This window comes from Zoogloea sp. GDB6, from assembly GCF_056724105.1.
This window is the reverse complement of record NZ_CM161497.1, coordinates 130,448-151,961: the sequence shown is the minus strand read 5'-3', so window position 1 is coordinate 151,961 and position 21,514 is coordinate 130,448. Positions and strand designations below refer to the sequence as shown.

At 63.5% G+C, this 21,514-nt stretch carries 18 protein-coding genes; 7 read left to right on the top strand and 11 right to left on the bottom strand.

Annotation, left to right across the window (positions count from 1 at the left end; all coding sequences use genetic code 11):
* Window positions 1-32: 32 nt before the first annotated feature.
* From AC1PQG_RS00715 to AC1PQG_RS00685, 7 genes are read right to left on the bottom strand one after another with little or no spacing between them, the layout of a single operon-like run.
* The gene (locus tag AC1PQG_RS00715; RefSeq protein WP_481120772.1) at window positions 33-623 is read right to left on the bottom strand and encodes a chemotaxis protein CheD; all 591 of its coding nucleotides are present in this window, start codon (window positions 621-623) and stop codon (window positions 33-35) included.
* Between the two features lie 18 nt (window positions 624-641).
* Window positions 642-1,220 (bottom strand): chemotaxis protein CheW, encoded by a 579-nt coding sequence (locus AC1PQG_RS00710; protein WP_481120771.1) that lies wholly within the window; start codon window positions 1,218-1,220, stop codon window positions 642-644.
* 20 nt (window positions 1,221-1,240) lie between these two features.
* A complete protein-coding gene (locus tag AC1PQG_RS00705; protein WP_481120770.1) occupies window positions 1,241-3,973 on the bottom strand; it encodes a methyl-accepting chemotaxis protein in 2,733 nt (910 codons plus the stop codon).
* 26 nt (window positions 3,974-3,999) lie between these two features.
* Window positions 4,000-6,177 (bottom strand): chemotaxis protein CheA, encoded by a 2,178-nt coding sequence (locus tag AC1PQG_RS00700; protein ID WP_481120769.1) that lies wholly within the window; start codon window positions 6,175-6,177, stop codon window positions 4,000-4,002.
* Window positions 6,178-6,191: 14 nt separating this feature from the next.
* Window positions 6,192-6,485: an STAS domain-containing protein gene (locus AC1PQG_RS00695; RefSeq protein WP_481120768.1), complete on the bottom strand. Its 294-nt coding sequence runs from the start codon at window positions 6,483-6,485 to the stop codon at window positions 6,192-6,194.
* Between the two features lie 15 nt (window positions 6,486-6,500).
* Entirely contained in the window at window positions 6,501-7,790 is a 1,290-nt protein-coding gene (locus AC1PQG_RS00690) for a methyl-accepting chemotaxis protein (RefSeq protein ID WP_481120767.1), read from the bottom strand.
* A 5-nt stretch (window positions 7,791-7,795) separates the two neighbouring features.
* Complete coding sequence (locus AC1PQG_RS00685) at window positions 7,796-8,161, bottom strand: response regulator (RefSeq protein ID WP_481120766.1); 366 nt, start codon at window positions 8,159-8,161, stop codon at window positions 7,796-7,798.
* A 360-nt stretch (window positions 8,162-8,521) separates the two neighbouring features.
* Between AC1PQG_RS00685 and mnmG the strand changes: the two genes are divergently transcribed.
* From mnmG to AC1PQG_RS00665, 4 genes are read left to right on the top strand one after another with little or no spacing between them, the layout of a single operon-like run.
* A complete protein-coding gene (mnmG, locus tag AC1PQG_RS00680) occupies window positions 8,522-10,426 on the top strand; it encodes a tRNA uridine-5-carboxymethylaminomethyl(34) synthesis enzyme MnmG (protein WP_481120765.1) in 1,905 nt (634 codons plus the stop codon).
* A complete protein-coding gene (rsmG, locus tag AC1PQG_RS00675; protein WP_481120764.1) occupies window positions 10,423-11,055 on the top strand; it encodes a 16S rRNA (guanine(527)-N(7))-methyltransferase RsmG in 633 nt (210 codons plus the stop codon). Before mnmG ends, rsmG begins: the two co-directional genes overlap by 4 nt.
* Window positions 11,056-11,057: 2 nt before the next feature.
* On the top strand, window positions 11,058-11,828 hold the full coding sequence (locus tag AC1PQG_RS00670; RefSeq protein WP_079434801.1) for a ParA family protein: 771 nt from the start codon (window positions 11,058-11,060) through the stop codon (window positions 11,826-11,828).
* Window positions 11,829-11,836: 8 nt separating this feature from the next.
* Window positions 11,837-12,706 (top strand): ParB/RepB/Spo0J family partition protein, encoded by an 870-nt coding sequence (locus AC1PQG_RS00665; RefSeq protein WP_481120763.1) that lies wholly within the window; start codon window positions 11,837-11,839, stop codon window positions 12,704-12,706.
* 242 nt (window positions 12,707-12,948) lie between these two features.
* Here AC1PQG_RS00665 and AC1PQG_RS00660 read toward each other — a convergent pair whose 3' ends face one another.
* Complete coding sequence (locus AC1PQG_RS00660) at window positions 12,949-13,164, bottom strand: hypothetical protein (RefSeq protein ID WP_481120762.1); 216 nt, start codon at window positions 13,162-13,164, stop codon at window positions 12,949-12,951.
* A 97-nt stretch (window positions 13,165-13,261) separates the two neighbouring features.
* The gene (locus tag AC1PQG_RS00655) at window positions 13,262-13,909 is read right to left on the bottom strand and encodes a Crp/Fnr family transcriptional regulator (RefSeq protein WP_481118186.1); all 648 of its coding nucleotides are present in this window, start codon (window positions 13,907-13,909) and stop codon (window positions 13,262-13,264) included.
* Between the two features lie 41 nt (window positions 13,910-13,950).
* On the opposite strand from AC1PQG_RS00655, the gene AC1PQG_RS00650 reads away from it, so the two are divergent.
* The 3 genes from AC1PQG_RS00650 (at window position 13,951) to AC1PQG_RS00640 (ending at window position 19,981) form a co-directional block, all read left to right on the top strand.
* The gene (locus AC1PQG_RS00650) at window positions 13,951-15,945 is read left to right on the top strand and encodes a CHASE2 domain-containing protein (RefSeq protein ID WP_481120761.1); all 1,995 of its coding nucleotides are present in this window, start codon (window positions 13,951-13,953) and stop codon (window positions 15,943-15,945) included.
* 243 nt (window positions 15,946-16,188) lie between these two features.
* Entirely contained in the window at window positions 16,189-19,509 is a 3,321-nt protein-coding gene (locus AC1PQG_RS00645) for a FecR domain-containing protein (RefSeq protein ID WP_481120760.1), read from the top strand.
* Window positions 19,510-19,561: 52 nt separating this feature from the next.
* Window positions 19,562-19,981, top strand: a complete 420-nt coding sequence (locus AC1PQG_RS00640) for a hypothetical protein (RefSeq protein WP_481120759.1) — start codon at window positions 19,562-19,564, stop codon at window positions 19,979-19,981.
* Window positions 19,982-20,040: 59 nt separating this feature from the next.
* On the opposite strand, the gene AC1PQG_RS00635 is transcribed toward AC1PQG_RS00640, so the two are convergent.
* Complete coding sequence (locus AC1PQG_RS00635) at window positions 20,041-20,244, bottom strand: hypothetical protein (RefSeq protein ID WP_481120758.1); 204 nt, start codon at window positions 20,242-20,244, stop codon at window positions 20,041-20,043.
* Between the two features lie 170 nt (window positions 20,245-20,414).
* Entirely contained in the window at window positions 20,415-21,503 is a 1,089-nt protein-coding gene (locus AC1PQG_RS00630) for a septal ring lytic transglycosylase RlpA family protein (protein WP_481120757.1), read from the bottom strand.
* Window positions 21,504-21,514 lie beyond the last annotated feature (11 nt).

Below are 21,514 nucleotides of genomic sequence, written 5' to 3'. Positions count from 1 at the left end.
GACAGGAGGACGAACCCGCTCCATGGCGATCCTTAAAACAGTTCGACGTTGTTATCCGGCTCTGCGGGCTTGTTCAGCGTGGCCGCATAGGCCTGTTCTTCGCGGGCAATCACCTCGGCGGTGGCATGGGACGTGACGATGCGCTTGCACCAGGCATCCCCGTTACCGGGCAGAAACAGCAGCTTGCGCGACCAGGGGCCGAGGAAATCCGACGCCAGCAACGGAATGCCCTCCCGCTTCAGCCAATCCCGCGCAAAGCGCGCATTGCGCTGGCCTATAGCGAGGGATTGGCCGGTGGTTTCGATGATGGTACCACCGCCGAAAGCCTTGGCCTGCAGACGCGCCTTGCGGGCCCCCTGGGCCAGCAGCGCGTTGAGCAGGGCCTCCATCGCATAGTCGCCCGCCAGCAGCGCATCCACCTCGCCATGGGTGCTGCGCTGCATATTGGGCAGCATGAAGTGGTTGATGCCGCCGATACGGGCCTGGGGGTCGAACAGGCAGACCGCCACGCAGGACCCCAGCAAGGTCGCCAGCGGCCGCTCCCGCTCCACCGCCCAGGCACCGGGCGCCACGTTGCGGGCCAGACGCTCGATCTCCCGCGCCGGCAGGCTGGCGTAATCCATCGTCCTCACCCGCCGCACTCAAGCCGACGGCGTGCCTCCCGACAGGTCGGCCGTGCCGCCATCCGAAGCGACGCGGGCCAGCGTGGCAATCTCATCGACCGAGAGGACTTTTTCGACCTCCAGGATGATGACGAACTTGCCATTCACCTTGCCCATCCCCTTGATGAAGTCGGCGCGGATCTTGGCCCCGAAGGACGGTGGCGGCTCGATCTCCGAAGCTGGAATCTCCAGCACTTCGGACACCGCATCCACCACCACTCCAACATCCTGGCGCTCATCGTTCTCGGTGAGTTCGATGATGACGATGCAGGTCCGTCGCGAGATTTCGGAACGCTTGCCGCCAAAGCGGCTGGCCAGGTCAATCACCGGCACCACCGCACCGCGCAGGTTGATGACCCCGCGAATGAAGGGCGGCACCATCGGAATCTCGGTGACCGTACCGTATTCGATGATCTCCTTGATGTTGAGGATTCCGACGGCGAACATCTCGCCGCCGAGCAGGAAGGTCAGGTACTGGGCCGGACTGGTCTCGACCACTACCGGGGCCTTGGCCCCGGCAACGGCCGTCGCCCCTGCCGGCGTGGGCAGCGTAGTCATACTCTGGCTCCTTTCGCCGCTCAGAACTTCTCGAAGTCGCCTTCGTTGAACGCGAAGCCCGCCACCTTGGCCGGCGTACGGGCCTTGCTGACGTGGGAATGGCCCAGCGCCGCCGACGGTGCCGCGGCCAGAATCCGGCCCATATTGCGCTCGTCGATGGTGAAGAACTGCATCAGCTGCTGCAGTTGCTCAGCCTGGCCGCCCAGTTCTTCCGCGGTTGCGGCCAGCTCTTCAGACGCCGATGCGTTCTGCTGCGTCGCCTGGTTGAGCTGGTTCATCGCGTTGTTGATCTGGGCGACACCGGACGATTGCTCCTGGGACGCGGAGGCGATCTCCTGCACTAGGTCGGACGTCTTGCGGATAGACGGCACGATCTCATCAAGCAGTTGACCGGCACGCTCGGCCAGGCCGACGGAATCACCAGCCAGACCACCGATTTCCTGCGCTGCGACCTGCGAACGCTCGGCCAGCTTGCGCACCTCCGCGGCCACGACGGCAAAGCCCTTGCCGTGCTCGCCGGCGCGGGCCGCTTCGATGGCGGCGTTGAGGGCCAGCAGGTTGGTCTGGTAGGCGATGTCGTCGATGATGCCGATCTTCTGGGCGATCTTCTTCATCGCATCGACGGTGTTCTTCACCGCGTCGCCGCCCTCGGTGGCCTCCACCGCGGTCTTCGAGGCCAGGTTGTCGGTGACCTTGGCGTTATCGGCGTTCTGCTTGATCGAGGCCGACATCTGCTCGACGGACGCGGACGACTCTTCCACGCTGGCGGCCTGTTCCGACGACGACTGGGACAGGGACTGAGCGGTTGCCGAGACTTGGCCGGATGCATTGGTCAGCGCATCGGCGGCGGTGCGCACCTGGGTGATGGTGTCGGAGAGCTTGCCGACGGTGTTGTTCACCGCTTCCTTGAGCGCCTTGAAATCACCTTGGTAGTCGTTGGTGATGTTCTGGGTGAGGTCGCCCTGCTCGATCGCGCTCATGATGCGGCGCACTTCGTTGATCGGCCCGACGATGGCATCCAGCGTGCCATTCACGCCATCCACGATCTTGCGGAAATCACCCTGGTGCTGACTGGCTTCTGCACGGGTTTCCAGGCGTCCGGCAATCGCAGCCGCAGACAGCATGTTGGCGTCGGCCACCAGCTTGTTCACCGCCTCGATGCAGGTGTTGAGGTTGTTCTTGATGGTGTTGAAGTCGCCGTTGTAGCTGTCGCTGATCTTCGGCGGGATGTCGCCCTTGGAGATCCGATCCACATAGTTGGCGGCCACGTTCAGAGGCCCGATCACCGCATCGAGCGTGTTATTGACGCCCTCCACGATCCTGCGGAAATCACCTTGATGCTGGCTCGCATCGGCACGGGTCGCCAGACGGCCTTCCACCGCGGCCTTCGACAGCACGCCCGCATCGGCCACCAGCTTGTTCACCGCCTCGATGCAGGTGTTGAGGTTGTTCTTGATGGTGTTGAAGTCGCCGTTGTAGCTGTCGCTGATCTTCGCCGGGATGTCGCCCTTGGAGATCCGATCCACGTAGTTGGCGGCCACGTTCAGCGGCCCGATCACCGCATCGAGCGTGTTGTTGACGCCTTCCACGATCCTGCGGAAATCACCCTGGTGCTGGCTCGCATCGGCACGGGTCGCCAGACGGCCTTCCACCGCGGCCTTCGACAGCACGCCCGCATCGGCCACCAGCTTGTTCACCGCCTCGATGCAGGTGTTGAGGTTGTTCTTGATGGTGTTGAAGTCGCCGTTGTAGCTGTCGGAGATCTTCGCCGGAATGTCGCCCTTGGAGATGCGGTCGACATAGCTGGCTGCCACGTTGAGGGGACCGATCACTGCATCCAGGGTGCCGTTCACCCCTTCCACGATCTTGCGGAAGTCGCCCTGGTGCTGGCTGGCATCGGCACGCGTGGCCAGGCGGCCGTCGACCGCCGCCTTGGACAGCAGGTTCGCATCCGCAGCCATGGCTTGCACTGAACGTTGCACGGCTCCCACGGCATTGACGACCTGACCGATCTCATCCTTCGCGTCGCTGGCCAGACTGAAACTGAAGTCACCCACCGCCATCTTCTTGGCTGCATCCACAACCTGGGCCACGGGGCGAGTGATACTGCGAGTCAGCAGGAAAGCAATCACGGCGGCCAGCACAATGGCCAGCGCTGACAGGGAAATCAGCAAAGTCTTGGCGGCGGCTGCCAGTTCGACCGCAGCCTCACCCGTGCTCTTTGCACTCGCCACCTGGAACTTGGAAAACTCCTCCAGGGCTCCGTTGTAGCTGGCTGCCACATCAGTATATTCGCCGAACAACAGCTGGACGGCCTTATCCTGGTTGTACTGAGGCGACGTTGTATCGGCGAGCGGTAACAGGCGCTCCACCACAGCATTGAAGCGGGTGCGGGCCTCCTGGGCCTTGGTGATGAGCGCCTTGCCCTTCTCGGTATGCACCAGCGGCACCATCTCCTCGAGGATCTGTGCGTTACGGCTGCGGTACTTGGCGATGTCCTCAAGCTGTTTTCTCTCGAGTGCCTTGTCCGTCGTCATGATCATGTTGCGCACCCCGCGCCCCATGATCTGGACGTTGAGGCGGACTTCCTCGATCTGCACGATCTTCGGCAGGCGCTCCTCAGCGAGCTGCACCACCTGCCCGTTGAGGATGTTGATACGCGAGATCGACACGATGGAGATCGCTGCCAGCAGGACGAGGACAAAGGCGAATCCCAGGCCCAGGCGAACTCCGATCTTGAGGTTCTTGAACATGATGGTCTCCGGATGATGCAGAAGGTTCAGGCGCTACGTTGTTCGGGTCGGGCCAGGAGACGCTGCTCCGCTTGCCCGGAAATCTTGATGAGTGCAGGGATATCGAGAATCAGGGCCACCTCGCCGCTGCCGAGAATGGTCGACCCACCGATGCCCTGCAGGTGGCGGAAGATCGCCCCGAGGGGCTTGATGACCGCCTGAAGTTCGCCGGCCAGGCGGTCCACCACGATACCGGCGCGCTGGCCGGCATACTGCACGACCACCACACTTTCCCGCGCTGGCCGCTTGCCAGGCAGGCTGAAGCTCTCCCGCAGGCAGACCGACGGCAGGACCTGGCCACGCAGGTTGAAATAGTTGCGATCGTGTTCGGACTCGGGCCGCTCGACGCACTCGACCACCGCGTCGAGGGGAATCACGTAGGAGCGGTTGGCCGACACCACCAGGAAGCCGTCGATGATCGCCAGCGTCAGCGGCAGCCGCAGCGTCAGGCGCGTGCCTTGGCCGGCCTGGCTGCTGACGTTGATGGTGCCACGCAGGGCCTGCAGATTACGGCGCACCACGTCCATGCCGACGCCACGACCGGACAGATTGGTAACCTGATCGGCGGTGGACAGGCCGGGCGCGAAGATAAGATCGTAGATCTCGCGGTCGGACAGGTGGGTATCCGGGTCCACCAGGCCACGCTCGATGGCCTTGGCGAGGATCTTGTCGCGATTGAGGCCGGCGCCGTCGTCGGCCACCTCGATGACGATGTTGCCGGCATCGTGATAGGCGTTGAGCAGCAGCGTACCGCGCGGACTCTTGCCAGCGGCCTCACGCACAGCCGGCGCCTCGATGCCGTGATCGAGGGAATTGCGCACCAGGTGCATCAGTGGATCACCGATTTTCTCGACGATCGACTTGTCGAGCTCGGTCTCGCCACCGGAAATCACCAGTTCCACGTCCTTCCCCAGATCCTTGCAGGCATCGCGGACGAGGCGGTGGAAGCGGTTGAAGGTTTCGCCGATCTGCACCGTGCGCAGCTGCAGCGAAGCATCGCGGATCTCCTCCACCAGCCTCGTAAGCAACGACGAGGACTCGATCAGCTCGCCGTCGCTGCGCTTGTGGGCCAGCAAGCTGGTCGCCGCACCGGCGATCACCAGTTCGCCGACCAGGTTGATCAGGTGGTCGAGCTTGTCGGCCGGCACGCGGATCAGCTTGGCATCCTGGGCCTTCTTCTCGCTGACCTGGGTCTGCTTGGCCACCGCTGCGGCAACCACTTCAGGCTGCACGACCTGCTGGGCGACCAGAATCTCGCCGATCGGCTTGTCATGGCGTTCGGCCGCTGGTGCCTCACCATCGTCCATGGCTTGGGTACGCAAGCCCTCGCTCAGTTCGTCGGCGGTCAGCGCCCCGATGCGCACCAGGATCTCACCCAGGCGCAGGGTGTCTTCCGGCAGGCTCTCGATCAGCTCGACGTAATCGTTCACCTTGCTGTTCGGCGGCAGGATGGACAGCTGGCACTCGTCACGCACGAAGGCAAAGACATCCTCGATGGTCTGCTTGTCGGCGGCGGACTCCAGCGCGATCTCGAAGCCCAGGTAGCACAGCTCCGGATCCATCTCGGCGACGGCCGGCATCCTGTCGGCGAGAGTTTCCACGTGACGGATGTTGCCGACCGTCTCGAGGAAGCGCAGGAAGTTCTCCGGGTCCATGCCCTGGCGCAGCACTTCGGGACCGAAACGCACCGAGATGTGCCAGCAGTTGTGGCCAGTCTGTAGGGACGGGATCCGCTGCACGCCGGGCTCCTCAGTCTTGGGGGCCTGTTGCACCTGCCCCCCTGGGCCGAAGGCCCGCAAACGGGCCAGCAGGCTGGCCGTCTGGGCTTCGATCTCGGCCTCCCCCATCTGCGCCGTACCGGCCTCGCTGGCGACCAGCACACGCAGGTGGTCGGTACAAGCCAGCATCAAGGCGGCCAGTTCGGTGGTAACGGCAATCTCGTGATTACGCAGGCGGTCGAGGACGTTCTCAACCACGTGGGCAAAGGACTCTACCGCAACGGCTTCGACCATCCCGGCTGCGCCCTTGATGGTATGGGCCGCCCGGAAGATACCGTTGAGGGTGGTTTCGTCGTCGGGGTGCGCTTCCAGTTCGAGCAGCAACGACTCGAGCGCGTCGAGTTGCTCTCCGCTTTCCTGCAGAAAGACTTGCTTGAGTTCGTCCATGGTAGGGGCCGAAGTTATTCTGCCGGTACGACCAGCGGGTCGCCGAACCAGGCCGCGAGGTTGTAGAACTCGATGAGGGACTGCACCGCCGGGCTGTGGGCAACGATCGCCAGCGTTTTGCAGGCCGCACTGGCTTCCCGCTTGACCAGCATCAACAACTGACAGCCGGCCGAATCCATGCGCTCGACGCCGGACAGGTCCAACTCGATGCGCTCAGCCTCACCGAGCAGTTCGATCAACGCTGGTTTCAGTTCCGCAACCCGATAGATGGTGAAATCCTCGGCAAAGGCCCGCCGAATGACGCTCATGCTATCCCTCAATGGTTAAAACAGTTCGACTGCCGGACCATCACCGCCCGCTGAAGCAGACGAGGAGCGGGGAAGTGCGATGCCACTGCGTCGGGCATGTTCTTCACGCTCCCGCTCCATCACATAGCTTTCGAAAAGGCGATCAATCTGCTCTGTCATCGCCGGAATGTCGCTGATGGCGGCAGAGCCGTTCAGACAGGCGGACAGCTTCAACACGTGTTCGTCGAGGCGCTCCAGCGCCTCGATCACATGCCCCACCTGCTGACGGGTGACATCCTGAAACTGCACGCTGGCCATGGTTTCCATGAACATTTCGGCCAACCGGCGGCTCGATTCGCGGAACACGCCAAGGATCCGGTTCTCGTGCTCGAGCAGGTTGGTATAGCTGTCACTGACCTCATGGAACTGATCGGCCACCGTACGCAACGCATCCTCCTCGGCGTTCGAGATCGTCTGATCCAACTGTGCGCTGAACTTGGACTCGATGGTATGCACGACCCGGTCAATGCCTTCGCTGATCTTCAGCACGGCCTGGTCGGTCTGCCCTGCCAGCTTGCGTACCTCGTCCGCGACCACCGCGAAGCCACGCCCGGCCTCACCGGCCCGGGCTGCTTCGATGGCTGCATTGAGAGCCAGCAGGTTGGTCTGGCCGGAAATATCCCGTACCAGACTGACGAACTGGGCCAGCGACTTGGCTTCTGCGAGGGCCGCCATCACATGCGCCTGCTCTTCGCCGACGTTTTCAAGGCGGCGGTGAATGTAGTCCTGTAACGCTGTCAGGGTCTGCTGATTGCCAGCCGCCCGGGTGTTGGCCTCCTCGACGATCTGGCTGGACTCCTGAGAAAAGGCCTGCACGACCTGATCGAGATCCTGCACAACGGCGTCCACCGCCTGCAGGCGCTCAACCATGCTCAACGCAGCCGCCTCGGTCTGGTCAGTAACCGCATTGAGCTGCCCGACGAGGATGCCGTTGAGATGAGGCACCTGGTCCAGCGAGCGGCTCACCTCGGCCGCTACTTCGCTCTTGTACTCAAGCTCATCCTTGGTCTTGTTGAGCGCATGCTCCGCACCATACAGCGCATCCCGGTAGCGCATGATCGACAGCATGCTGAGCGCTTCGAAGCTGAGCAGCACGGCGGCAATTGCGCCAATCGCATCCACCAGGGACTGACTGAGCCCAAGATCATCCAGCAGTATCCGGTGATAGGCGTCATTACCGAAATACACGACGACAAACACGCCCACCGCCGTCAGCAAGGACAACAGCAGACGCCGGCGCCGGGATTTATCGCCGATGGCCGACATGGTCTTCAACGCAGGACGAGCTTGATCGTGTTGAGCAGCGTGTCAGCCGTCGCCGGTTTGACGATCCAGCCCGAAGCGCCGGCTGCCTTGGCCTCGGCACGCTTGCTCTGCTGGGACTCGGTGGTCAGGAACAGGATCGGCATGAAGCGCAGCTCCGCCCTCTGGCGCACCACCTTGATGAACTCGATACCGTTCATGCCAGGCATATTGAGGTCGGTGATCAGCAGGTCTGGTTTGGTGCCGGCAGCCAACTTTTTCTGGCCGTCTTCGGCGCTGTTGGCGGTAACGACTTGGAAACCTGCCTTGGAGAGGATTCCGGAAATGGATAGCAGGACGGTGGCCGAATCATCGACCAGCATGATTGTTTTCATTTTTTCTCCTCCCGGCAGGGCAAATCCGGGGTATCGGGACAGCAAAACTCATGGGGTGACAGGGTGAAAACCCAAAGCGGGCAACGCTTCCTGACATCTGTATATTGCATGGTTCTACGGACGATGCGGCGCAAACTTTAGACTCCCAGGACAAATATCAACCAACGGTGAAACAGGGCACTATCCACATGGCAATACTTGGCCGGAGATACGCGAAAGGACGTTTCAAGGGCTTCAAGAACTCTTGTAAACCGTTGTAAATCCTTCGTTTTTCAGGCTTCCACAAGGTACGGAGGCTGTATTTTTGCGGCGCAAGGTCGTATCATTCGGCTCCCCCGTTTCACCATTCCCGGTTTCCCCATGCTTCATCCCACCCGTTTCGACGTCATCGTGGTCGGCGGCGGCCATGCCGGCACCGAGGCCGCCCTGGCAGCCGCGCGGGCCGGGTGCGCCACGCTGCTGCTCACCCACAACATCGAGACCCTCGGCCAGATGAGCTGCAACCCGTCCATCGGCGGGATCGGCAAGGGCCATCTGGTCAAGGAAGTGGATGCCCTCGGCGGCGCCATGGCGGCGGCCACCGATGAAGGCGGCATCCAGTTCCGCATCCTTAACGCCAGCAAGGGTCCGGCCGTGCGCGCCACCCGCGCCCAGGCGGACCGGGTGCTGTACAAGGCCGCCATCCGCAAGCGCCTGGAAAACCAGCCCAACCTGTGGCTGTTCCAGCAGGCCGTGGACGACATCACCGTCGCCGGCGACCGGGTCACCGGCGTGGTCACGCAGATCGGCCTGCGCTTCGAGGCGCCCACCGTCGTACTGACCGCCGGCACTTTCCTCAACGGCCTGATCCACGTCGGCCTGCAGAACTACTCCGCCGGTCGCGCCGGTGACCCGCCGGCGATCAGCCTCGGCCAGCGCCTGAAGGAACTCGCCCTGCCCCAGGGCCGCCTCAAGACCGGCACGCCGCCGCGCCTCGACGCACGCAGCATCGACTTCTCGGTGATGGAGGTGCAGCCCGGCGACTATCCGGTGCCGGTGTTCAGCTTCCTCGGCAAGGCCAGCCAGCATCCGCGCCAGCTGCCGTGCTGGATCACCAACACCAACAGCCGCACCCACGACATCATCCGCGCCAACCTCGACCGCTCGCCGATGTACTCCGGCGTGATCGAAGGGGTCGGCCCGCGCTACTGCCCGAGCATCGAGGACAAGATCCACCGCTTCGCGGACAAGGACAGCCACCACGTCTTCCTCGAACCCGAAGGCCTGGATACCCACGAGATCTACCCCAACGGGATCTCCACCAGCCTGCCCTTCGACGTGCAGCTGGACATCGTGCGCTCCATCAAGGGCCTCGAGAACTGCCACATCCTGCGCCCCGGCTACGCCATCGAGTACGACTACTTCGACCCGCGCAACCTCAAGTCCAGCCTGGAAACCAAGTCCATCGGCGGGCTGTTCTTCGCCGGCCAGATCAACGGCACCACCGGCTATGAAGAAGCCGCCGCCCAGGGCCTGCTGGCCGGCATCAACGCCGCGCTGCAGGTGAAGGGCCAGGAGGCCTGGTGCCCACGTCGCGACGAAGCCTACCTGGGCGTGCTGGTGGACGACCTGATCACTCGCGGCGTCTCCGAGCCCTACCGGATGTTCACGTCCCGCGCCGAATACCGCTTGTCCCTGCGCGAGGACAACGCCGACCTGCGCCTCACCGAAACCGGCCGCAAGCTGGGCCTGGTGGACGACGAACGCTGGGCCGCCTTCTGCGCCAAGCGCGAAGCCATCGAGCGCGAGACCGCACGCCTGCGTGCCACCTGGGCGACGCCCGCCAAGGTGTCGGCGGAAGCCGCCGAAGCCGTGCTCGGCAAGTCCATCGAGCGCGAATACTCCTTCTTCGACCTGCTGCGCCGCCCCGGCGTCAGCTACGCGGCGCTGATGACGCTACCCGGCGCCCCGGAAGCAGCGGAAACCGACCCACAGGTCGTCGAACAGCTGGAAATCGCCGCCAAGTACCAGGGCTACATCGACCGCCAGCTCGACGAAGTGGCGCGCCAGGCCGATGCCGAGGCCACCCGCCTGCCGCCGGATCTCGACTATTCCACCGTGCGCGGCCTGTCGAAGGAAGTCCAGGGCCGCCTCAATCAGCACAAGCCGGAAACCATCGGCCAGGCCAGCCGCATCCAGGGTGTCACCCCGGCGGCCATCAGCCTGCTGCTGGTGTGGCTGAAACGCGGCGAACTGGCCCGCGGACGGGAGCAGAAATCAGCATGAGCAGCCGCACCCTCGAACAGGGCATCGCCGCCCTCGGACTCACTCTGCCCACCGACGCTCCCCAGAAGTTGCTCGCCTTCGGCCAGTTGCTGATCAAGTGGAACAAGGTCTACAACCTCACCGCGATCCGCGACGAAGCCCAGGTCACCACCCACCACCTGCTCGACTCCCTGTCGGTACTACCGCAGCTGGATGGCATTTCCCGACTGGTGGACGTCGGCTCCGGCGGTGGCCTGCCCGGCGTCGTGCTGGCCATCTGCCGGCCTGACCTGCAGGTGGACTCGGTCGAGACCGTACAAAAGAAGAGCACCTTCCAGAACCAGGCACGGATCGAGCTCAAGCTCAACAACTTCCGCGCCCACCACGCCCGCATCGAAAACTGGCAACCGGCCTATGCGCCGGACGCCCCCGACGGCATCATTTCGCGCGCCTTTGCCGACCTGGCCGACTTCGTGAACCTCACCGCCCACCTGGCCGGACCGCAGACGCGCATCCTCGCCATGAAGGGCGTGTACCCTGAAGACGAAATCGCCCGCATTCCGAAAGGCTTCACCATGGAACGCAGCGCGGAACTCCAGGTGCCCGGCCTCGACGCCGAACGCCATCTCATCATTGTGAAACGGACTTGAGCATGGCCCGCATTTTCTGCATCGCCAACCAAAAGGGGGGCGTCGGCAAGACGACCACCTGTGTCAACCTCGCCGCCGGCCTGGCGGCCGCCAAGCAGCGGGTACTGCTGATCGACCTGGACCCCCAGGGCAACGCAACGATGGGTAGCGGCATCGACAAGCGCACCCTCGGCAAATCGGTCTATCACCTGCTGGTCGGCCTGTGCACCGTCGCCGAGGCGCGCGTGCGCTCGGAAGCCGGCAAGTACGACGTGATCCCCGCCAACCGCGATCTGGCCGGCGCCGAAGTCGAACTGGTCGGCCTGGAGCGGCGTGAGAACCGCATGCGCGACGCCCTCGCGCTGCACGCCCAGGAATACGACTTCATCCTCGTGGACTGCCCGCCGTCCCTGTCGCTGCTGACCCTCAACGGCCTGTGCGCCGCCCACGGCGTCATCATCCCGATGCAGTGCGAGTATTACGCGCTGGAAGGCCTTTCCGACCTGGTCAACTCGATCAAGAAGGTGCATGCCAACCTGAACCGCGAGCTGGGCATCATCGGCCTGCTGCGCGTCATGTTCGACCCCCGCGTCACGCTGCAGCAGCAGGTTTCCGCCCAGCTCGAATCGCACTTCGGCGACAAGGTCTTCAAGGCCGTCGTGCCGCGCAACGTGCGCCTTGCCGAAGCCCCCAGCCATGGCGTGCCCGGCGTGGTGTTCGACCGCAGCGCCAAGGGCGCACAAGCCTACCTGGCCTTCGCCAAAGAACTGATCCAGCGGGTCAAAACTCTCTAACCGACACCATGGCATCTCCGAAACTCAAAGGCCTCGGCCGCGGTCTCGACGCGCTCCTCGGCGGCAATGCCGAGCCGGAAAAGGCCGAGGGCGAACTGCAGATCCTGCCCGCCTCCGAACTTCAACCCGGTAAGTACCAGCCGCGCACGCGCATGGATCCGGGCTCCCTGGAGGAGCTGGCGGCATCGATCAAATCCCAGGGGGTCATGCAACCCATCCTGGTGCGCCAGATCGGCGGCGCCTTCGACGCCAAGCGCTACGAGATCATCGCCGGCGAGCGGCGCTGGCGCGCCGCTCAGATCGCCGGCCTGTCCGCCGTGCCCTGCCTGGTGCGGGATATTCCGGACGAAGCCGCGCTGGCGATGTCCCTCATCGAGAACATCCAGCGGGAAGACCTCAACCCCCTCGAAGAGGCCGCCGGCATCCAGCGCCTCATCGACGAGTTCGGCATGACCCACCAGCAGGCCGCCGACGCCGTCGGGCGCTCCCGCCCGGCCGCCTCCAACCTGCTGCGCCTGCTGCAACTGGCCCCGCCGGTGCAGGAACTGCTGATGGCCGGCGACATCGACATGGGCCATGCCCGGGCGCTGCTGCCCCTCGATGGCGCTACGCAGATCGGCCTGGCCAACCTGATTGCCGCCAAGGGCCTGTCGGTACGCGACGTCGAGCGCCTGGTGAATCAGGTACTCAATCCCCACAACAAGCTACCGCCCCCGCCACCTGACCGGGACATCCTGCGCCTGCAGGAAGACATCGCCGACCGCATCGGCGCAACGGTGAAGATCAAGGCCAACAAGAAAGGGGTCGGCGCAGTGACGATCGAGTTCGGCAGCCTGGACCAGCTCGATGGGCTGCTCGAGAAGCTGAACCTGAAGTAAGCGAAAAGGCTTGTGCGGGCGAGTTCACTCGCCCCTACGACTTGTCCTGCCCCAGCAACTGCTTGAGCAGAGAGCGCCTGGCCTCCTGCCGCTTGGCCCCACGCGACTGTTCATGGGGACCCGCCTTGCGCAGCAAGGCCGGAACGACAAGGGGATTCCTGGGCCCGCTCTTCCGGACACCGTCCGGATTACGGAACACCAGCTTCTGACGAGTACCGAGAGTCCGATTGGCCATTGCGCAGTCAGGGCTTGCGGCGATGGGCTGCGTCGGCAGCAGCGAGCTCCTGCAACGTGGCGGCTTCCGTCACACCGGAAATCTCGGCAAAACAAGTATCAAGCGGGCACTCACGGCCCGGAGGACAGCCGTGCTCCAAGGCACACTGGCGCTGCGTCTGATCGGTCAAAACCATCTCGCGGACGGCTTCGCAACGACTGATGGGCGAATCGATGAAGCTCATGATATTCCTCCCGTCGATGCTTTCAGTGTAGTCCGGGCGTGCTAGATTTCCTTACCATCAGAAGGGCTTTCACCCCCCAGACCACTTCCGCCATTCTTTACCAGCTCTGGGGCAGTTTCTTGCACAGGATGATGCGTTGCTGCTCGATCTCGATGTAACCACCGGCAACAAGATCGCGGAGAATGCGATTCACCATCTCCCGCGAGGCTCCCACCATATTGGCAAGGTCCTGCTGGGTCAGGCGGCGGTCGATCAGCATCATGCCATCCCGCTCGACGGCCATCGTTTCGAAGAGCCGGGCGATCCGCCCGAACACATCGACGAGCGCAAGCGCCCGGACGTTGTCAGTGAGCAGGCGGATCCGTGCTACCAGGTTGCGTACTACCATCTGCATGCAGGTCGGATCAGACTCGATCAGACTCAGGAAGGCCGTGCGCGGAATCTGCAATACTTCACTGCGCGTCACCGCGATGACGGATGCGGAACGCGGCGAATCGTCCAGCAGGGCGAGTTCGCCGAAGTAATCCCCCGGATCGAGGAGGGAAAGGGTGACCTCCCGCCCATTGTTATCCGTGAGAAAAGCCTTGAGGGACCCACTTTGCACAACGAACAGACTGCTGCCTTCATCCCCCTCGTTGACCACGATGGTATTGGCCGCAAAGCTGCGTATGCGCGAACGCTCCTTCAGCGTCTTGACCTGTATGTCATTCAGGCCCGCAAACAGATCCACCCGCTCGAGATACATCACCGACTTTCCCCCATGACCGAACAGTTCTGACCTGTCCCGTGCCGTTCCCCGACAAACCCCTCGCCGGACTTCTTCTGAGCACCGTGCTGGTGCTGGCAGTAGTTTTTTTCTCGCCAGCCCAGGAACTCGAGAACGGCGCAGGCCTCGATTTGCTTTACGCGCTCCGCGGTCCTCGCCCGGCGCCTGAATCCGTTACGATTATAACCCTCGATTCCCGCTCAGCCCGGGACCTCGGTCAGTCTCCACGTCCCGAACGCTGGCCCCGCATCTTACATGCGCGCCTCGTCAACGGCCTGGCCGAGCGGGGTGCCAAAGCGATCGGCTTCGATGTGCTTTTCGAGAGGGAACGCGAACCCGCCGACGATCAAGCCTTGGCTGCGGCCTTGCGCAAAGCGGGCAACGTAACACTCATTGAAGGCATCAGCCGCGAGTCCGTCACCGGCCCCCACGGTGAAATCCTGGCCAGCATCGACCGCCTTACCCAAGCCCAACCCTTGCTGCGCGATGCTGCGTGGGCCAACGGCCCCTTCATCATGCCGAAAACGCCGGACGGCGTCATCGAATTCTGGAGTGCCGTCCCAAGCGTTGGCGACCGACCTTCCCTCCCATTCCTGATGGCTCGGCGCATGGGTCATCACGACGCCCGGTCGGCGGATGCGCAACGCCGCATTCTCAACCTCTATGGCCCGATCGGCAGCATTCGCACGATCCCCTATTCCACCGCCCTGGAACTGCTCACCGACCCATCGGCCGGGGACGCAGCATTCCGTGGCAAGGCGGTACTGATCGGCTTTTCCGAATTCAACCAGTCGCGCCAGGCCGACATGTTCCGGACACCTTACAGCACGCCGGACGGCCTCGACATCAGCGGCGTCGAACTATGCGCCACCGCGCTGGGCAATCTGCTCGAAGACTCCAGCCTGGAGCGCCCCCCCACAGGGGCTGCGGCCGCTGGAGTACTCATCTGGGGACTGCTGCTCGCACTACCGTGGCGCTTTGCCGGCGCTCGACGAGCCCTGGCGATCACGCTGGGCCTTGCCCTTGGCTGGCTCGTCATCGCCTGGGCCTGCTTCACCTGGGCGTATCTATGGCTACCCGTAATCCTGCCCGTCATCATTGCCCCCCTGATTGCCTCGGTCGGGGGCATCACCCTGCAGATGCGCGCCGCCCGGCAACGGGAACGCCAACTCGTCAGGGCCCTCGACCGGGGGCTCAGTCGCCAGGGCAATGCCAAACTCGCAGCGCTTCTGCAGGATCAGGATGGCGGCCGTACCGTCCACGGGGTTTGCCTGTGCAGCGATATCGAATCCTACACCAGCCTGTCCGAGGGTCTCAGCCCCGAAGCCACCCGCGACACGCTGAACCGGTATTTCGAGATTTTCATCCCGCTCGTCGAAGCCCACGGCGGCCATGTCATGGACATCGTCGGCGACTCCGCCATGTGCTTGTGGCTGGCCGATGACTCGGCCACGGACGCCTGCAGCCGGGCTCGGGCCGCGGCACTGGCACTGCATCTGCGCATGAACGAGAACCAGGCACCAGGCACACTGAAAACACGCTTCGGTCTCCACTATGGCCCGGTTTTTCTCGGTGAAGTCGGAAGCGATCAGCATCGGGAATTACGCGTGGTCGGCGACATCGTCAATACTTCAAGCCGCATCCAGGGCGGCAACAAGCCCCTCGGGACGCGCATCCTGGCGTCTGCGGCCGTCGTATCTCACGGCCGTGACAGCGCCGAACAGGGTTATGCCCGCGCCCTCGGGGCTTTCGCCCTGATCGGCAAGCGGGCGCCGCTGGAACTCCATGAAATCCTTCCCGTACCACTCTCTCCGGACTTGGGAAATGCCTTCGAAACGGCGCGCAACGCTTACATCAGCGACGCGCCGGAGTCCGCAATTCCCCACCTGCAGCGTCTACTGGAACAGCAGCCGGACGATGGTCCGGCGCGCTTCTACCTGCAGCGCTGTCATGACCGCCTGGCTGGCTCACCGCTTCCCGACGGCGATGGGCATATCGTCATGACCAGCAAATAGACCTACATCGAAAGTCATGTAACAGATCGATACAATCAGCATTTTTTCTCAACAAGACAATGACTTAAAGAACGGTCAAATGCGCATTTCGCGGCGATTTGCAGTTAATATGGCGTCTCAAACATCTAGTCAAATGCTTCACAAATTCGATTCGGTACAGTTGTAATGGAGCCTACCCTTCCAACCCAGGGCATTTTTTCGCTACGCCCACACCAGCTTGGCCTAGCTGTTGCGTGTGCCGTCGTGGCGCTCGAAGCGGGGGCTGCCTGCGAACCGAAAGCCGGTACCCTGACCGCCGTCGAAGGACGAGTCGAAGTCCGCAGCAACACCGGCGGTAACTGGCAGGCTGCGACGCTCCGTCAACCCTTGTGTCCAGGCGACCAGGTTGCCGTACGTGGCCCTGGTCGCGCAGCTGTGGTGCTGAGCCAGAATGTTCTGGTCCGTCTGGACCAGAACACCACGCTGACACTACCGCCAACCGCCGACAGCGGGGAATTGGGCCTCAGCCGCGGGATCGTTCACGTCATCAGCCGCTTCAGCAAACGCTTCGGCGTGATCACGCCGTTCGTCAATGCAATGGTGGACGGAACCGAGTTCACCGTCGCCAGCCATGAGCAAGACGCCCAGGTCGTAGTCGCCGAAGGCCGCGTCCGAACCGGCAATGCCGCAGGCGAGAAAATCCTGGGGCCTGGCGACGCCATCGAGGCCCGCGCCGACAGCGCACCCGGCAGCATCACGGTACGCCCCCTGGATGCGGTCGCCTGGGCCATTCACTATCCCCAGGTCGCGCGCATTGGCAGCAGGGAGCTTTCCCACCACCCCGAGGCACTGCGGCAGAAACTCGAAACAGCCCAGCGTGAAGCCGATCGGGGCCATTTCCTGGCAGCCCTCGACGCCCTCGGACAGACACCGACCACCGATCCCACAGTCGCCGCCCTCAAAGCCGGCATCCTCCTCGGCCTAGGCAGAGTAGACGAAGCCACCGCACTGCTGTCGTCCCACTCCCAGCAAAGCCACCCGTCGCTGGCGGCAACCTCGGCCATCGTGCATGTAGCCCGCAATGAGAATGCCCAGGCGGAAGCAGCAGCCCGGCAAGCGGTCGCCCTCGACGAAACGTCCGTTGCCGCCCAACTGGCCTTGAGCTACGTCCTGCAAGCCACCCGCCACCTGCCGGAAGCACGTGCCGTGGCAGAGCATGCCACCCTGCTGGCCCCCAACGATCCGGTAGCATGGGCACGGCGTGCAGAGCTCGAACTGAATCTAGGCAATGCTACCGCAGGCGGAGAAGCCGCCCGCCGCGTCCTGTCCCTGGATCCTGACACCCAGCGTGCCCGTGCGCTAGCCGCCTTCGCTCGCCTGCTGCGCAGCGAGACTGAAGCCGCCCGTGGCGAATTCCTGGCAGCACTCGAGACTGACGACAGCGATCCTTTGACCCATTTCGGGCTCGGCTTGGCACTCATGCGCCTCGGCGACACCGAAGGCGGGCGCCGTGAAGTCGAAATCGCCGCCCTCCTCGACCCCAGCAATGCCGAGCTTCGCAGCTACCTCGGGCGCGCGTATCTGGAGGAAGCACGCAACAAGGTAGCCGGCGCCCAGTTCGATCTGGCCCGTCGCCTCGATCCGGCTTCGCCGACGCCCTGGTACTTCGACGCCTTTCTGAAGCTGCTGGAACGCGAACCCTTGGCCGCCATCCGCAACGGAGAAGAGGCCCTGGCCCGCAACGACAACCGCAGCATCATGCGTTCCAGCGAACTGCTCGACCAGGACCGTGCCGCACGCACAGCCAGTCTCGGCGCAGCCTACCAGCAGGTCGGCTTTGCCGCCGCGGCCCAGGCGACGGCGATCAACGCGCTCGACGACGACGTGCAGAGCACATCGGCTCATCGCCTGTTGGCCGACGCCTACGCGGAAACACCACGCTTCGAGACGGCCCGTCTGGGCGAACTGCTACAGGCCCAGTTGCGTCAGCCTATCGGCCAGTGGCCCCTGCCGCCTCAGTTCGTGATGCCGCCGCTGCCCACTCTCGACGGACCGCGTGCCGCGTCCCCGGAAGAAGCCACCTCCTTCTTCGACCGCAAGCCCGACCGCTTCGCAGCCACACTGGCGACAGGAACCCGGGAAACCCAGTCCGGCAGCCTGGTAGCCTCCCATTCCTGGGAGCGCGGGCAGATCTCCGTCGGCGCCTTCGACTACCGCGGCCGCGGCCTCGACGAACGCATGGCCGACACCCATCTCAGTGGTGGCCGCGTCAATGCTCAGTTTGCGCTGACGTCCGATACCATGGTCCTGGGAGAGATCCGTCACAGCGAGCGCAACGGCGGCGATCTCGACAGGTCCTTGTTCGATGGCCCGATCAATACAGACCATCGCATCATCAACGACCTGTACCGCGTTGCCCTCCGCCATACCTTTGGCAACGGCGAAGAATTCATCGCCGAAGCCAATACCCAGCGCATCCGGGAGCGCGTCGAGGATCTCTTCCAGAGTAGCGGGCTCGACAACAACGCCGATGCAACGCTGGGACAGCGCAGCAAAGCCATGTCAGCCCTGTATTCGTTGCAACGGGATTGGGGTAACGTCACCACCGGCGCCACGGCCTTCCGCCTAGCCGGAGCACGCGACGTTAATCTATCCTTCGCCCCCAGCGCAGCCCCCGACATGATCCTGGGCGCCTATACGCTCCCGACTGTGCAGCTCCGGAGCGACCGAGACACCGTGTTCAGCTATGGCCAGTGGAGGCTGACCCCGGTCGTCACCCTACATGGCGGCGCCGAGTATGTCCGTCTGGACGAACTCAACAACACCAAGAGCGAACGCATCAACGGCAAGCTGGGGATCGTTGCTCGCTTGAACAACGGCACCACCTTGCGCGGAGCGTTCTTCCAGGGTGTTTCCGGCTCGAAATACGATCGGGAAAGCCTCGCCCCCACGCAGTTTGCCGGCTTCAACCAAGTCTTCGACGACACCAACGGCACCCGTTGGCGGCGCGCTGCTGCGGGTGTCGAACAACGCTTCGGCAATGGAGTCAACACCGGTCTGGAAGTCTCCGCCCGCCACATGGATGTACCGATACCGGACTTCTTCAGCAGTTCCAACGACCTCGAGGCCTGGAAAGAGCAACTTCATCGTGCGCATCTCACCCTGCCTCTCGGCCAAAAGGTTGCGTTCAGCCTCGAATGGCGCCATGAAGAAATCAAGGCCCCGGACAACACTGCCCTGCGAGACAGCTTCAATCCCTACAAGGTCCGTACCAATCTGATTCCGGCCCGGCTGTGGTTCAAGACCGGCCCCACCGACACCCTGCTCGAGCACTGGACCGTCGACCAGCATGCTGCACTGCTGTCCAGTGCGGGGAGCGAAACCCGCGCCCAATCGAAGTTCTCGGTTACCAACCTTCGTTTCTCGGTGCCCATGGCGAGCAATCGCCTGACCCTGTCTCTTGGCATATACAATGTATTCGACCGTCAATTCCGCTTTCAGAATACCGACCTGAACGGCGACCCTCGGGTCCCCCTGTTCTACCCCCAGCGCACCGCGCTGCTGCAGGGCAACCTGCGTTTCTGAACACGGAGCTTGCTGGTCGTCCATCGTATAAACCATCTGGAGAACCAAAAGAATGAGGCTGTTTCCGACGCAACGCACCTTCCGGCAACTCACGCTGATCGCCGCTGGCCTGATGGGCTATGCGCTGATCCAAGCGCCTGCCTTTGCCGCCGGCAACCTGGGGCAATTCACCAAGGGCACGCTGGCCCCTGCCGACATCACCGGTGCCGTGGTTTTCGGTAAGAACGGGGAGGTCATCCCGCTCGACGCCAAGGGCAAGCCTGCCAAGGCCTGTGTAATGTCCAAGCTGGCAACTGATGCGGCCAAGGCCAAGAAGACCGCGCTGCCGGAATGTGAAAGCGGCAACGCCCAAGGCAGCTCCGACGGCCCCAAGGCCAAGGACGGCACACCCTGCCAAGGCTCGTACATCGTCTGGATCGGCGGAGTTCCCATCAGGATCTGGTACCCCGCCGGCTGCACCCCTCCGTACTGATCTTCCCGCAATGAAATGGGCCGCATTGGCGGCCCATTTCATTTGGAGGCGCGCGCAATTCAATGCCCCGGCAAGCGGCTCGGATGAAACTGAAGGCGATAGCTGCGGATATGCCCCCAAAGCACCGCGAGCAGATCGATTTCGTCCGGAATATCCTCCAGATCGAACTCCAGGCAGATCTCGCTACTACCCGGCAAATCGCTGGAACTCAGGTTGGCAGCGGCACAGGGCAATGCAGAGCGGTAATGAAGTAGGTGGGCCATAGTTCCATGCGTCCGGAAAGCACGGGCCATCGAATTAAAAGAGCCATAGGGAACAACTTGACTCGACCCGTAGCCCTGAAGCTTAGGCTCAACACCCGGAACACGAAGCCGGCAAAGTCACCCTTCCCATGTGAAGGGTGTCACTCAGCAAAGGGGGCACTGGCTGACGCTCAATCAGCCCGCCCCTTGACGACCGGTTTCAACTTCAAGGTCGTGGCAATGCGGTCGGCCATCTCCCGGGCTTCCAGTGCGGACGCGAATGGTCCCAGTTGAAGCCGGTACTTACCCTCGGAAGCCAGCACCGACACGGACTCCTTGAGCGATTTGAGCTCGTGCTCGACGAAGCCCTTGAAGTTCTCGGCATTGACGGACGAGGCAAACGCCCCCAACTGCAGGAACACCCCCTCACGCTCCGGGCGCGGCACGCTGGAGTAACTCTGGCTCTGTGCAAGCTGCGGCACCGCCGCCGTCGTCGCCACGGGCTCTGGCGCAACCCGCGGCACAGCGGGAGCCGGCACAGCCGCCACCACACCGGCTGGAGCAGCCGGCTGCGGACGGGACGCATGCACGACAGCCGGCACAGCCACCTTCCGGCGTGCCAGCGGCGGCACCGGCCGACGGAGCTGGACCATCGCCACCCCTTCGGGCAGGACCAGGGAAAGCTCTACACTGGCGTGCCCTTGGTCGGCAAAGCCGAGCTTGTAGGCGGCGGCATAGGAGAGATCGATGATCCGCCCAGGATGAACCGGGCCGCGATCATTGATACGGACGATAGCCGAACGCCCGTTGGCCAGATTGGTCACCCGCACATAGCTGGGGATCGGCAGGGTCGGATGGGCACCGGTCAGCGCGTACATGTCGTAGGGATCACCGCTGGACGTACGGCGCCCCTGCAGGGCCTTGCCGTACCAGCTAGCCGTCCCCCTCTCGCGGAAGGCACTGGCATTGTTCCCCAGCACGGCACCACGGGCGAGCGCGTAGTCGCCCCCTTCATACACCGGGGCGATCAGCTCTCCGCCTTCGTCGGACTGAGCCGACGCATCCTCGCCTGCTCCATAACGCAAGCGACCACTCGTAAAGGACGACACTTGAGCCGGCCTGAGGCCCGTTTGCAGAGTCTGGGCATGCAGAACCCCGGCAGCCGGAGCATCGGCCACCGAACCTTGTTGCGGGAGGCCCGCACAGCCGGTCAGGAGCAGGGCGCTACCAAAGGGCACCAGCGCAAGGCCGGCGCGACGAAAAATCGCTACAGGGGGCATGACGCTCTTCC